The following is a 14,263-nucleotide window of genomic DNA, read 5'->3' as shown; positions in this document are numbered from 1 at the left end:
ATCCCCCCTCTCTTTATTAGCTCTTTAGAATTATTTTTATATATTTAACTAATGTGTTTTTTTCATTTAATATTGATTTCTGTATTCCCTACTATTTTTTGAAAATCATCCTTATACTAAAATATATCAACAAAATTCCAACTGCTATGTTTAAAATTTGTATTATGTATGTTGGAAAAAATACTTTAGCAAAACTTCCCATAATAGCAATTAAGGTTAAAAAGAAAAACTAATATGTACACACATCTATCCAAATTGCATCAGTAAGTTCTTCTATTTTATCTGGTTCTATCTTTAAAGCTGTAGTCCTAGAGCCTGCTGCTGGATAAACATACTTAAAATCCCTTATGGACTCATCAAGAAATATCTCTACATTTTCCTTAACGCCAAAAGGGCAAACTCCTCCTACTGGGTGCCCTGTTAAATCTTCTACTTCATCAGATTTAATCATTTTTGCTTTCGTATTAAAATACTTTTTAAATTTTTTATTATCTACTTTAGCATCTCCTCTAGTAACTATAAGCACATTTCTTTCCTTTACCTTAAAAGCCAAAGTTTTTGCAATAAATTCCGGTTCAACTCCTATGGTCTTTGACGCAAGATCTACTGTTGCTCCACTTTCCGGCAGTTCAAACACAGGATCTTCAATTCCTCTGTCTATAAAAAATTTTCTTACATTTTCTACACTCATACTAACACTCCCATATCTTCATATACTCTTAAATTATTTATTACTTTTTATTTGTATTATACTATATATTTCATAGCTTTCCTATTGATTTTATTCTTTTTCATAGCAACCCTATAATAGTAAATATGCTTAAGTTAATTGGAATACCATTATAGTTAAATTGTTATTTAAATTTTATAAAAAAATCATGTCAGTAATTTACCGCCATATATAACATAAGTTGGGAATACCAATCGAAACTATTTTTCTATGTTCATTATTACACTTCAAGTTTTTTAAAATAATACTTTTTATCATCCTCATTAATTTCTCGTATTACCTTACAGGGATTTCCCACTGCTATGCAATTAGAAGGAATATCCTTTGTTACTACACTGCCAGAACCAATTACTACATTATCACCAATTGTAACATCTGGATTTATAATAACTCCACCACCTACCCATACGTTATTCCCTATTTTAATAGGAAAAGCATACTCAAGGCCTTTATTTCGGCATTCAAAATCTATAGGATGCCCTGCTGTAAAAAGACTTACATTAGGAGCAAATAAAACATTATCTCCAATAGTAACCTTAGCACAATCTAAAATAGTACAATTGTAGTTACTGTAAAAATTCTCACCAATATATATATTACGTCCATAATCACATCTAAAAGGAGCTTCTATAAAGAATTTATCACCAGTATTGCCAAATAGATTTCTTATAATCTCACTCTTTTTTTCAATTTCCTTTGGTCGTAAATTGTTATAATCAAACATAACTTCCTTTGCGTGTTGATGTTCACTTACCAGTTCTTCTCCGCAGGCTTCATACAATTCCCCATTTAGCATTTTTTCTTTTTCTGTCATTAAAAAACATTACCTCCTCATATTTTAAATAAAATATCTACTAATTAACTGCATAAGCAATATTAACAAAACCCACTTAACATCGTTTATACGCCTTGTTAAATTTAGATATGGCTGTTATCTCTATCTGTAGAAGTATTGATTACTACAGCAGATAGTTATGATATAAAATTTATATATATATACTATAATGAAATCATGTATATTGTAAACACAAAAAATCATGACATTAATTTTTATGTCATGATTCTATAAATCAATTCCTATTCCCTTATCTTTTTATCTGTAAACAATCCAAATATAGAAAACACAAATAGTATAATATAGGATACTCTAAATGTATTATTAAAAGCTTTGCTAATTTCTTTATTTTTTATATCCTGACTATAATCAATTATATTTAATACCTTACTCTTTTGCTGCTCTAAGTTACTTAGTACAAATACCCTTTTTTCCTGTGGAGTTTTTGCAAGTACCTTTTTACCTTCTTCATCAATGTTTTTTTCTATATCTTCTTTTGAAAAAGAATTGGAATCACTTTTTATATTATCTACTTCTATCACCATATTTTCTTTAATATCAGAATTCAAAGTTTTATCCATATTTATTTCATGTTTCACATTAGTTTTAATATTAACAATTGCATTACTTACATTAGTATTTAATATACTTACAAGTATTGCCACTCCAATACACGTACCAATTTGTCTCCCTGCATTAATTATCCCAGAAGCCATACCACTCTTTTCTAAAGGTAAATATTTTATTGCTGACGATATGGATTGAGCAGAAAATCCAAGTCCAAATCCAAAAATAACAAGTACCAGTCTTATATTTAAAATTGCAGTATTATTATCTATATATGAAAGACCAACAGTTGCAATTGCCATAAAAATAATTCCTAAAAAATTTATTACTCGTGATCCTATTTTTGAAGATAAAAAGCTCCCCAATGGAACACTTACAACTCCACTTAAAGAAAGGGTCATGAGTATTAATCCAGACTTTAATGCTGAATACATCAATATCTTTTCCAAATAAAAATTCAATATAAGCAAAGGTGCAGCTATGCCAAATCCCACCATGGTATAACAAATGCATGAATTAGTAAAGGTACTCTCTTTAAATAAATTTAATGGAAGCATGGGCTCAGAAATTCTACTTTCAATAATTAAGAATACAATCATTGATATAATAAAAGTAATAAAAAGAGTTACTATAGTAGAAGAATTCCATCCATAATCTCCACCTTTAAGTAGTGCAAAGGTTAGACAAAATAAACTTAAAGTTAATAAAATAATACCTGCTATGTCTATTTTCTTTGAAACTGTATTGTCAAAAGATTCATCTAGAAATACTATGCCTAAAAATACAGCTATCATACACAAAGGAACATTTACATAAAATATAGTTTTCCAATTTAAATATTCAAGCATTATTCCTCCAAGTGGTGGACCTGACGCTGCAGCTAAGGCTGAAATAGCTCCTGAAACTCCTATTATAAAACCTCTCTTTTCCTTTCCAAAAATCTCAAGTCCCAGTGGTATTATTACAGGAGTAAGAATTGCAGCTCCAATACCTTGAATAAATCTCATAATGATTAAAAATAGAATTGAATTTGAAAATCCACATAAACCCGAAGCTCCTCCAAAAACTATGAGTCCAATTATAAAAACTTTTTTTCTCCCAAACTGATCTGCAATTTTAGAACCTATAATAAGAAATACAGAAAATGAAAGTAGATACCCAGTAGTAATCCAGCTTATATTATTGATACTTTCATTAAAATAATTAGCTATATCTGGCAATGCTATATTTACTATAGTACTATCTAGAATACTTAAAAAACAACCAATAATTAAAGCTGTAAATCCTAAAATAACTTTATTTTTCTTCATAATATTCCTCCTGATAACTTTTCTCTATTGATAATTGACACTATGTTCATTATAATTTAGAGAGGAATATATAAACAATATACAAAAAACTCAAAAGTGTACATTAATCAAACCCATATTTATCAAATAATCTTCTTAAGTATTCATATAACTAGACATACTTGTAAAAATTTTTTTATAAATAAAATTAAGTATTGTGAATACTTTACTAGATTATTTGCAGAATTAAAGTTAAAGATTTTCAGCAGGAGGATAACATGAATAAAAATGATAAAAGATATATTCAAACAGAAGAATTGATTCTAAAGGTTTTTTACGATTTAGTATATGAAAAGGGATTTGATAGAGTAACAGTTAAAGATATAACTAAGGATGCAGGTATAAGCAGAGGAGCCTTTTATATTCATTATGAAGATAAATATGATTTGTTATCCCATTGTGAAAATACAGCTTTAAATGAATTAAAACTGATATCTTATGATATGAACAAACTTGAAAATGCTCCTAGTGAAGAGGACTTTAAATATTTTTTTACTAAAATCATTTGCTATTATAGAGATAATTACAAGCTGGCAAAATCACTTTTAGATGAAAATAGAAATTCAGAACTTCAAGAATGGATAAAAAACAATCTTGGGAATAATATCTTTAACTTTTATTGTAAGATAACTGGTAAAGATAAATTACCTATATCTAGAGAATATTTGTCTTCATATCTCTATTATGCTCATTTAGGTATTATCTCTGAATGGTTTAATTGTGGAATGAAAGAGCCTCCTGAAAAAATTGCTGAAATTATAACTAAGTTATCCTTTAATGGAGTTTTCAATTTATGAATTTTAGTCAAATACTAAAATATTTTACTTTTATTATCTATCAAAATCTATGACAAAAGAATCATGACAGAAAAACTAGTGCCATGATTCCATAATTTTTTATTATACAGTTTTAACTTTTCTCATATATAATCTAAATGCAAGTTCTTCGATAAAATTAAATAAGCTGGTGGTTATAAGATATATTCCCACTGCAATAGGCGCTGCTTTGGCAACGATCAACCCAAACACTGCCATTATTATAATATTTCCTTTGGTTATCTTGGCCTGACCTTCAATTTTGAAAAAACTTATATAGGAAAGTAAACTAGGAGTTAAAGATGCAAGGATATATATCAGAGGTACAATAAAATAGCTATCAGATAATTTGATACTAGATACCCAAGGTATAAGCATAGTTCCAGCACTTACAGGTAGTTTGTTGATTACAGTCCACATTGTCATTAATATAGGTAACTGCAAAAATGTAACTAAACATCCAAACATACTTTTTGCACTCTCCGCAGCATGCTTTTTCTGTTCCTCTTCAAGCTTAACTTTATCGTTTTTATACTTCTCATTAATTTCCTTCATTTTTATACTTAGCTTTTGCTGCTGATACATAGACTTCTTTTGCTTAAAAGACATTGGTGAAAGTACTATTCTCACTACCACTGTCAATAAAACAATGGCTAATCCCCAATCTCCAGTAAAATTGAAAATATTACTTAATAGGTTACTTAAAAAATTAAAAATGATGTTCATTATATCTCTCCTTAGAAATTATAATATTTATCTCTAAAACATCATTTTCATTTTTAATCGTTCCACGTATCGCCATATTCCATATTTTTGATAAATAATATACTGTTCAGGTGGCAGTGTTTTTGCAAAATCAATCCATTGAAGTAAAATTTTCTTTATAATACTTTTCTGAAATTTATGTTTAAACTTATTATAATTGTATACTACATAGGAGAATATGCCAGTAAAACATATTATAAAAAACATAAATTGAATCATACTCATTAAGTTAGAATCCAATGCATACTCACCCTTCTTTAAATATTTTAGTTTATTATAACATTAACGCTTTAAACTTCCAACAGGATAGCTGAAAAGTACACATATTATTCAATTAGTGTCCCTTATGCCTCATTAATTTTTTCTTTTGCCTTAATAAAAATTTTCTCTTTTCTTCTTTTTCTTTCTCTTCTTTTGATTTTTTTCTTTTTGATAGTTTCATTGCTTCATGCTGTAGCTTTATTGCACAATGTGATAAATATACATATATCCTATGTACCAAGATACATCCTGCACTTTCTTAGGATAACTATAATGCAAATAGCTGCTATTCCTTTTATTATGGAAATAATAATTATAGCCATATTATAGTTTACAGGTAAATTCATAGAAAAAGGTAAGCACAATAAAAATATTAAAGAAATACCCAAATAAAATTTCCATGCATCCTCTGAATTTATCATAAGTGACTCTAAATTTCTTTCTCTTGAAGAATCATATATACCACTGCATATTATATATATAAGATATATATCAATTATAACTGCTATACCCCCAATTATCATCATAAATACATTTATATTATAAAAATTCCCTGTGAAAACATTACTGTTCTTATTATTCCATATATCTTTTAAAGAAAGTACTACAAGTATAGCTGCTGGCAATTTTCCTCTCTTATAAATTTCATTTTGTGATGACAAAGTATTTAATCCTGAATAAATAAGCATATATCCAACAAAATTAGGCAATATACTTATAGGTCCTAAATTTATATGAAAAATAAGTATTATCATTCCCCAAAACAATTTGTTATAAGCTGAAGCATACATACTGTTTCATCTCCTTTTATCTTTTCAAAATATCAACATTTATATTGTCTACAGAATTCGGATAGAAATCTATATAGCAATTGCTAATTCCTCTATTCCCCTGAAGATCTTCCGTTGAAATATCAAAGACTAGATTATATGCATTATTTAATCTTGTATCTTTTTTATTACTGAATTTAAATTGATAAGTCATATCAATAGTTTGTCCTGCTTTTAATTTTATTGGAAATTTGACATCGGAAAGAGGTTTTCCATCAATACTTACTCTTAAAATGTCCTTTATTTCATTATAAAATCTATTACTTATACTTGTAACATAAATATCCTTATCAGTATATAGAGTAGTACCACCATTATTATCACTGCTTGATGATTGTCTCTCAAGTTTCAAATCTGAATTTTTATTTGCATAGCTGTGAAAATATAGTCTACCTACATTTACATTCATTATTTTACCACTTGAAAATCTGACCTCAGCTGTTGTTATAAGTTTATTTTTATATTTATCAGGTAATGTATTTATTCCACCACTATATAAATTTACTGTAATAGTCTTTAATTTATAATAAGGACTATTACTGCTTCCGATATCAGTCTCAATAAAATTTTCATACTCTTGACCTATTTCAGGAAACATAACACTGGTTACATTATCCTTTGAATTTATACTTTCAACATAGTATAAACGTAAACTATCCATAGATTCTGATACATCATAATAATGTTTTATAAACAAATGTTCATTAATGACGTGCTTTTCATAATAAATAATATTTCCTACCCAAACTCCCATTAGTACAAATGCAATAATATATACTATTTTTTTATTTATATTCATGCTCTTCTCCTTTTGAATTGAGAAATTTTAAGATAATAATCATATACCCTATAACTTAAGTTATAGGGTATATGATTATTAGATATTAAAAATAAAAAATACATCTTAATGATGAAATAATCTAACCTTTGAAAAAGCCATCACCATATCATACTCATTACATGCTTCTATAACTATATCATCCCTTATGGAACCACCTGGCTGAACAATATATTTAACTCCACTTTGTGAAGCTCTGTCTATATTATCACTAAAAGGGAAAAATGCATCTGATCCCAAAGCAACTTCTTTTAGGCTAGAAAGCCACTCTGTTTTTTCTTCCTTAGTCAGTCTTTCTGGAATCTCTTTAAGTATATCCTTCCAGCCTTTAGTCTCCATAGTAGTAACGTCATCTCTTAAAAATTGATCAATCACATTATCTCTTTCTGCCCTTGAAACACCTTCTTTAAAAGGTAAATTTAATACAACAGGATGCTGTCTTAAATACCAAAGATCCGCTTTTGATGAAGCAAGTCTTGTACAATGTATTCTTGACTGCTGACCAGCTCCAACCCCAATAGTTTGACCATTTAAGGCAAAACAAACAGAATTAGACTGAGTATATTTTAATGTTATCATAGAAATAAGCAAATCTCTTTTGGCTTCATCTGTAATATTTTTATTGTTAGTCACTATATTTTCAAGCATTTCCTCTTTTATATTAATATTATTTCTCTTCTGTTCAAAGGTCATGCCATATATCTGTCTTCTTTCTATAATATTTGGCTCATAGTCAGAATCCATCTTAATTACACAGTATTTTCCCTTTTTCTTTTTCTTTAAAAGATCTAAAGCTTCATCTGTATAACCAGGAGCAATTATTCCATCTGAAACAGATTTACTTAAAATTATTGCAGTAGGTAAATCTACAATATCACTTATAGCAGCCCAATCACCATAGGAAGAAACTCTGTCTGCACCTCTAGCTCTCGCATAAGCGCAAGCCACAGGTGATAGTTCTATATCCTCAACAAAATATGCCTTTTTTAATTCATCACTAAGAGGCACCCCCACTGCTGCACCAGCTGGACTTACATGCTTGAAAGAAGCTGCTGCTGGCAATCCTGTTGCTTCCTTTAACTCTTTCACTAACTGCCAGGAATTAAAGGCATCCATTAAATTTATATAACCTGCATTGCCATTTAAAATTTCAAAGGGTAATTCCTTATCCTGAGTATAAATTCTTGCTGGCTTTTGATGTGGATTACACCCATATTTAAGTATAATTTCTGAATCTTTCATAATATTACCTCCAAAAAATAACCGCCTGAGTAAATTAAACTTACCCAGACGGTCGATATTTTATATAATTAATCATGTTCCCTATGGTTAATTCCATTTCCGCCAGTTACATGATCACTTTATTAACTTTTACTAAATTATATTATATATGTTTTTCTATGTCAAATTTAAACTATTACATGTTTGTGTCAAGTTTACGTTGGCAAATTTCTTATTCAAAAATATCCGCTTTGTTCTCTACAACATATTCATTTTTGCTAGATCTACGCTTTTTTCATCCCTCATAACTTATACCTAATTTTAGTTCCTTAATTCATTTCAACATGTATAAACAAGTGTTGACAAACTTGTTTATACATGTTATCATTTATATAACGTTTACATATGTTAAAAGGAGGAATTATTAATGGATATTTCAAAACAATCTGTAGAAAAAATTATTGCAGCCGTTGGTGGTAAAGATAATATAATTGCTGCAACTCATTGTGTTACAAGATTAAGATTTGCTTTGAAAGATGAAAATAAAGTGAACAAAGACAATCTTGATAAAATAGACATAGTTAAAGGATTTTTTTCAAGCAATGGTCAATTCCAAGTAATTATAGGCCCAGGACTAGTTGATAAAGCTTATGATATTTTTATTTCTATTACTGGAATTCAAAGTGCAACAAAGCAGGAAATAAAAGATGCAGCAGAGGATAATCTTAACATAATTCAGCGTTTGGTGAAAACGTTGGCAGATGTATTCATACCAATACTTCCAGCCATTGTTGCTGCCGGTTTGCTCATGGGTATAAATAATATTCTTGCTGGCAAAGGCATCTTTTTTGCAAATAAGGCATTAATTGACGTTTATACCCAGTGGAAAGATCTTTCTGATGTTATAAATCTTATAGCTAATACTTCCTTCACATTTTTACCAGCATTAATTGGTTGGTCAGCAGTTAAAAAATTTGGTGGAAATCCACTACTTGGTATTGTATTAGGATTAATGCTCATTCATCCATCCTTACTAAATGCCTATAATTATGGAGAGGCTGTTACAAAAGGTACAGTGCCTTATTGGAATTTATTTGGTCTAAAAGTAGCTAAAGTAGGATATCAAGGACAAGTTTTGCCAGTTCTCTTTTCATCATTTTTACTGGCAAAATTAGAGTGTCAATTAAACAAACGTATTCCAGATTCAGTTAAATTGCTTTTTGTTGCACCTATCGCCTTACTTATAACGGGTTTCTTATCCTTCATCATAATTGGACCAATAACCTTTACTATAGGTAATGCAATTACTTATGGATTGGTTTTTATCTTTGAAAAACTTCCGCTAATTGGTGCTATTTTATACGGCGGTTTCTATTCAGTACTAGTTATAACAGGTATGCATCAAATGTTCCTTGCAATAGATTTTCAGCTAATAGCAAGTACAGGTGGAACTTTTCTTTGGCCTATACTAGTTCTTTCAAATATTGCACAAGGCTCTGGTGCTTTAGCTATGATGTTTGTATCTAAGAATGAAAAAATAAAAGGACTGTCTTTCACCTCCGCTATTTCAGCCTATCTTGGCATAACTGAACCAGCTATATTTGGAGTTAACCTAAGATTTAAATTCCCGTTCTTTTCAGCTATGATAGGTTCGGCAGCAGGTGCCATAGTTATAACATTAAATCATGTTAAGGCTCCAGGCATAGGCGTTGGAGGATTACCAGGATTTTTATCAATATTTCCACAGCAATGGAGTATCTTTTTTGTTGGAATGCTTATTGCTATAGTAATTCCTTTTATATTAACCTTGATATTATCAAATTTTAAAGGTTTTAAATCAAGTGATTCTACTAATAAAGAATCATTAGAAAACAAAAAATCTGACAATGAAGAATCTATAAATTATATAACTAAAGAAAATGAAATTATCTTATCACCTCTTAATGGTAAAATTATACCACTTAAAGAAGTACCTGATCCAACTTTTGCACAAGAATTAATGGGTAAAGGTATAGCTATAGATCCTTCAGATGGAGTGTTGGTATCACCGATAGATGGAACTATAACCCTTTTATTTCAAACAAGACATGCAATTGGAATAAAAACTGACAGTGGAGTAGAACTACTTATTCATATAGGAATAGATACAGTCAAAATGAATGGAGAAGGATTTAAGAGTTTCATAAATCAAGGACAAAGAGTAACAGCTGGGCAGAAGTTAATTGAATTTGATTTAAATTTAGTTAAAGAAAAATCACCTTCAGCAGTAACAATGATTTTGGTGACTAATGTAGATGACATAAAATCTGTTGAACCATTAAGTATAGATATTATTAAACAGGGAAATGAATTATTATCAGTAACTGTATAGTATAGATCTATATTAAAAAATAATTCTTTACCAAATTACTTTTCTAATAGAATTAAATATAATATTTAGTAAAAAGAAATAATTAAAAATATAGATGGCGGTGTTAAATATGAACAAATTTTGGTGGAAAAAATCTGTTGTATATCAAATTTATCCAAAAAGTTTTAAGGATACAACAGGAAATGGAACAGGAGATTTACAGGGAATAATAGAGAAACTTGATTATATAAAAACTTTAGGAGTAGATGTTATATGGATAACCCCTATATATGAATCTCCTCAACATGATAATGGCTACGATATAAGTAATTATTATAAAATAGATTCTCGATATGGAGATATGGACACTTTTGAAAATTTATTGTCAGAGGCTCATAAAAGAGGACTAAAGATTATATTGGATATGGTAGTTAATCATACCTCTACAGAACATAATTGGTTTAAGGAATCCTGCAAATCCAAAGATAACCCATATAGAAATTTCTATATATGGAAAGATGGCAAGGACAATATGCCTCCTAACAACTGGCAGTCCAAATTTGGAGGTAGTGCCTGGAAGTACGACGAAACCTCAGGCCAATATTATCTACATCTTTTTGATACTACCCAAGCAGATTTAAATTGGGAAAACCCAGAACTTAAAAATAGCATATATGATATGATGAATTTCTGGTTAAGCAAAGGAGTAGATGGTTTTAGATTAGATGTAATTAATTTATTATCAAAAGATCAGGCTTTCCCTGATGATACTTTAAATACACCTTCAGAAGATGGTCGTAAGTACTATACGGATGGCCCTAAAATTCATAAACTATTAAAGGGAATTAACAAAAATGTATTTTCAAGATACAATAATATGTTAACCGTTGGTGAAATGTCTTCTACTTCTATAGACAACTGCGTTAAATATACAAATCCTGATGAGAACGAGTTAAGTATGAGTTTCAGCTTTCATCATCTAAAGGTAGATTATCCTAATGGAGAAAAGTGGTCCAAAGCTCCCTTTGATTTCATAAAACTTAAGCAGATACTCAGCGACTGGCAGTATGGTATGATTAAAGGTAATGGATGGAATGCACTATTTTGGTGTAATCATGATCAGCCAAGAGTAGTATCACGTTTTGGAAATGATAAGGAATATCATAATGAATCTGCTAAGATGCTAGCAACTACTATACATTTATTGCAAGGTACTCCTTATATATATCAAGGTGAAGAAATAGGAATGACTAATCCAGACTTTGACAAAATACAGGATTATAGAGATGTAGAATCTATAAATGCCTATGATATATTAAAAGCTAAAGGTAAGTCTGAGAAAGAAATTATGGATATACTTAAGCAAAAATCCAGAGATAATTCCAGAACTCCAATGCAATGGAATGACTCTAAGAACGCAGGCTTTACTGATGGAACCCCCTGGATAAATGTATCCTCAAATCTTTCAAATATAAATGCAGAAAATGCATTAAAATATAAAAATTCTGTTTTTTATCATTATAAAAAACTTATAGAATTAAGAAAAGAATATGATATAATTGCCTACGGAGATTTTGAGCTTATACTAAAAAATGATCCACAAATATTTGCATACATTAGACGTTATAAAAATGAAAAACTATTAGTAGTAAATAATTTTTATGCTGAAAATACAACTTTTACTCTTTCGAAAAATATAAATTTGGAAGGAAAATCACAAATATTAATATCTAATTATAGTGACACACAAAACAATATAAATGAATTTGTATTGCGTCCATACGAATCCGTAGCCTTCTATATAAGGTAATTTATAATAACCATAAAAATTCACTGATACTTTTCTTGTAATTATATGATATACTCTTTATGAAAAATAGCTACTGGAGGACTTCATAATGCATAAAAAATATACATATATATACGAAAGTATAAAAAATGATATAATTAATGGAAATTACAAGTCAGGTGAAAAACTTCCTTCTGAAAATGATTTGTGTAAAATTTATAATACAAGTCGCGGTACAGTTAGAAGAGCTTTAGATATACTGTCAGAAGAAGGTCTGGTAAATAGTGTCCATGGTAAAGGAGCTTTTGTTTTAGATAACAATCAAATTACTTTTTCCTTTGGTAGTATTGTGAGTTTTGCGGAAGTTTCCAGTATAAATGGGAATAAATTTGTTACTTCTGTACCAATATTTGAGGAAGTATTAATAGATAAAGCTTTACACAAAAAAACTTGTTTAACAGAGGGAAAAGAAGCTTATAAATTATACCGTATCAGAAGTTTAGATAATGAAAATATTATTTTGGATATAAATTATTTTTTAAAAGATATTGTTTCAAATCTTACAAAAAAGATTTCAAAAAAGTCTATTTATAAATATATTGAAGAAGATTTAAATACTAAAATAGGCTTCGCTAAAAGAATTATAAAAATTGAAGCGGCCAATTCCATTGATAAAAAAAATCTAGATATGCAATCCTATGATTTTGTAGTAGTAGTAAAGAATTTTGTATATTTAAACGATGGAACTCAATTTGAATATACAGAATCAAGGCATCGTCCTGACCGTTTTGAATTTTCTGATTTTGCTAGGAGAAGGTAGCACTAAAAACATAAATTCTATAAGTGAAGTAACAGATACTACAAATTTTTCTGAAATAGAAAGGAGCACATATAATTTAAATCTATATGTGCTCCATTTTTTCCTTTAAAAAGTTATTTATACCTTAACAATAATCTCAAATTTATAATAAACAAAGGATACTATTCTCAAGTTTAATGAATATTTATTCCTTTTTACACATCTACTTTTTGTAACTATTTAGCCCATTATAATACATTATTTAAATACTTTAATACGTTCTCCTAATGGTTTATATTCCTTTTCACCAGGGCCCTCAGTTGGCTTTCCAAAAGGCATTTGTGCAATTAACTTCCATTTATCCAGTATACCCCACTCTTTTTTAACTTCAGCTTCAATAAGTTCATTATAGTGTTGAAGTGATGCACCAAGACCTTCAAGCTCTAAAGAAGTCCAAATAACATATTGATGCATTCCACTTGATTGTTGAGACCAGATAGGGAAATTATCCTTATATAATGCAAACTGATTTTGAAGTGCTTCAATTACACTATTATCTTCAAAGAATAAAATTGTACCATATCCATTTTTAAAAGAATCTATCTTACTTTCAGTTTCAGCAAAATTTTCTGGTGGAACAATTTTTCTTAAAGCTTCTTTTGTAATGTCCCACAATTTATCATGATTCTTACCAAGGAATAAAACTACTCTGGCACTTTGTGAATTAAAAGAAGATGGAGTATGCTTTACTGCATGCTCAATTATTTCTTGAATCCTTTCATCAGAAACAGGTGATTCTTTGCTTATTCCATAAAATGTACGCCTAGTTGCTACCGCATCAAAGAAATTTTTTTCTTTATTTCCACTAAAAACATTTTTCCACATATTAATCCTCTCCTTTAAATTAAAATATATTTACTGATTTTTTATAATAAACCTATTATATATAAAAAAATACTTAAAAAAGATATATAAGTTATAAATTATTATTTTATATTTTTAATATACTTAATTATTTTTAGTAACTTTCTTTATATTTATTATTGCACAAATGCCACTATTAGTCAATAATTATTTTCAATTAATAAATATCATTCACTAAATTAATCTTACT

The 14,263-nt window shown here is 28.8% G+C and carries 13 protein-coding genes and 1 riboswitch; of the genes, 4 read left to right on the top strand and 9 right to left on the bottom strand.

Features of this window, described 5'->3' with window-relative positions:
- Positions 1-229 precede the first annotated feature (229 nt).
- The 3 genes from CLPA_RS01840 to CLPA_RS01830 all read right to left on the bottom strand — a co-directional run bounded on the left by CLPA_RS01840 (position 230) and on the right by CLPA_RS01830 (position 3,442).
- Positions 230-691, bottom strand: a complete 462-nt coding sequence (locus tag CLPA_RS01840) for a YbaK/EbsC family protein (protein WP_003441047.1) — start codon at positions 689-691, stop codon at positions 230-232.
- Between the two features lie 259 nt (positions 692-950).
- A complete protein-coding gene (locus CLPA_RS01835) occupies positions 951-1,544 on the bottom strand; it encodes a sugar O-acetyltransferase (protein WP_003441045.1) in 594 nt (197 codons plus the stop codon).
- A 263-nt stretch (positions 1,545-1,807) separates the two neighbouring features.
- Positions 1,808-3,442, bottom strand: coding sequence for an MFS transporter (locus CLPA_RS01830; protein ID WP_003441042.1), 1,635 nt, complete (start codon positions 3,440-3,442; stop codon positions 1,808-1,810).
- A 257-nt stretch (positions 3,443-3,699) separates the two neighbouring features.
- Between CLPA_RS01830 and CLPA_RS01825 the strand changes: the two genes are divergently transcribed.
- Complete coding sequence (locus CLPA_RS01825) at positions 3,700-4,278, top strand: TetR/AcrR family transcriptional regulator (protein WP_003441039.1); 579 nt, start codon at positions 3,700-3,702, stop codon at positions 4,276-4,278.
- 102 nt (positions 4,279-4,380) lie between these two features.
- On the opposite strand, the gene CLPA_RS01820 is transcribed toward CLPA_RS01825, so the two are convergent.
- The 5 genes from CLPA_RS01820 to CLPA_RS01800 form a co-directional block, all read right to left on the bottom strand.
- Positions 4,381-5,022: a YidC/Oxa1 family membrane protein insertase gene (locus CLPA_RS01820; RefSeq protein WP_003441036.1), complete on the bottom strand. Its 642-nt coding sequence runs from the start codon at positions 5,020-5,022 to the stop codon at positions 4,381-4,383.
- 373 nt (positions 5,023-5,395) lie between these two features.
- Positions 5,396-5,563 carry a DUF2992 family protein gene (locus tag CLPA_RS21505; RefSeq protein WP_003441022.1) on the bottom strand — a complete coding sequence of 56 codons (168 nt, stop codon included), beginning with the start codon at positions 5,561-5,563 and terminating at the stop codon, positions 5,396-5,398.
- Entirely contained in the window at positions 5,553-6,113 is a 561-nt protein-coding gene (locus CLPA_RS01810) for a hypothetical protein (protein ID WP_003441020.1), read from the bottom strand. The genes CLPA_RS21505 and CLPA_RS01810 overlap by 11 nt, the downstream gene beginning before the upstream one ends.
- Positions 6,114-6,129: 16 nt before the next feature.
- On the bottom strand, positions 6,130-6,951 hold the full coding sequence (locus tag CLPA_RS01805) for a hypothetical protein (RefSeq protein WP_003441018.1): 822 nt from the start codon (positions 6,949-6,951) through the stop codon (positions 6,130-6,132).
- A 105-nt stretch (positions 6,952-7,056) separates the two neighbouring features.
- Positions 7,057-8,232 carry a phosphoribosylaminoimidazolecarboxamide formyltransferase gene (locus CLPA_RS01800; protein ID WP_003441016.1) on the bottom strand — a complete coding sequence of 392 codons (1,176 nt, stop codon included), beginning with the start codon at positions 8,230-8,232 and terminating at the stop codon, positions 7,057-7,059.
- Positions 8,233-8,267: 35 nt separating this feature from the next.
- Positions 8,268-8,352: riboswitch (ZMP/ZTP riboswitch) on the bottom strand.
- Positions 8,353-8,638: 286 nt separating this feature from the next.
- Between CLPA_RS01800 and treP the strand changes: the two genes are divergently transcribed.
- The 3 genes from treP (at position 8,639) to treR (ending at position 13,170) form a co-directional block, all read left to right on the top strand.
- The gene (treP, locus tag CLPA_RS01795) at positions 8,639-10,582 is read left to right on the top strand and encodes a PTS system trehalose-specific EIIBC component (protein WP_003441014.1); all 1,944 of its coding nucleotides are present in this window, start codon (positions 8,639-8,641) and stop codon (positions 10,580-10,582) included.
- A gap of 109 nt (positions 10,583-10,691) precedes the next feature.
- Positions 10,692-12,371, top strand: coding sequence for an alpha,alpha-phosphotrehalase (gene treC / locus CLPA_RS01790; RefSeq protein ID WP_003441013.1), 1,680 nt, complete (start codon positions 10,692-10,694; stop codon positions 12,369-12,371).
- An 88-nt stretch (positions 12,372-12,459) separates the two neighbouring features.
- Positions 12,460-13,170, top strand: coding sequence for a trehalose operon repressor (treR, locus tag CLPA_RS01785; protein WP_003441011.1), 711 nt, complete (start codon positions 12,460-12,462; stop codon positions 13,168-13,170).
- A 237-nt stretch (positions 13,171-13,407) separates the two neighbouring features.
- On the opposite strand, the gene CLPA_RS01780 is transcribed toward treR, so the two are convergent.
- Positions 13,408-14,034, bottom strand: coding sequence for a nitroreductase family protein (locus tag CLPA_RS01780; protein WP_003441007.1), 627 nt, complete (start codon positions 14,032-14,034; stop codon positions 13,408-13,410).
- Between the last annotated feature and the right edge of the window lie 229 nt (positions 14,035-14,263).

The sequence above is a fragment of the Clostridium pasteurianum DSM 525 = ATCC 6013 genome, from assembly GCF_000807255.1.
GTDB lineage: Bacteria > Bacillota > Clostridia > Clostridiales > Clostridiaceae > Clostridium_I > Clostridium_I pasteurianum.
This window is presented reverse-complemented; position numbering and strand designations above follow the sequence as displayed.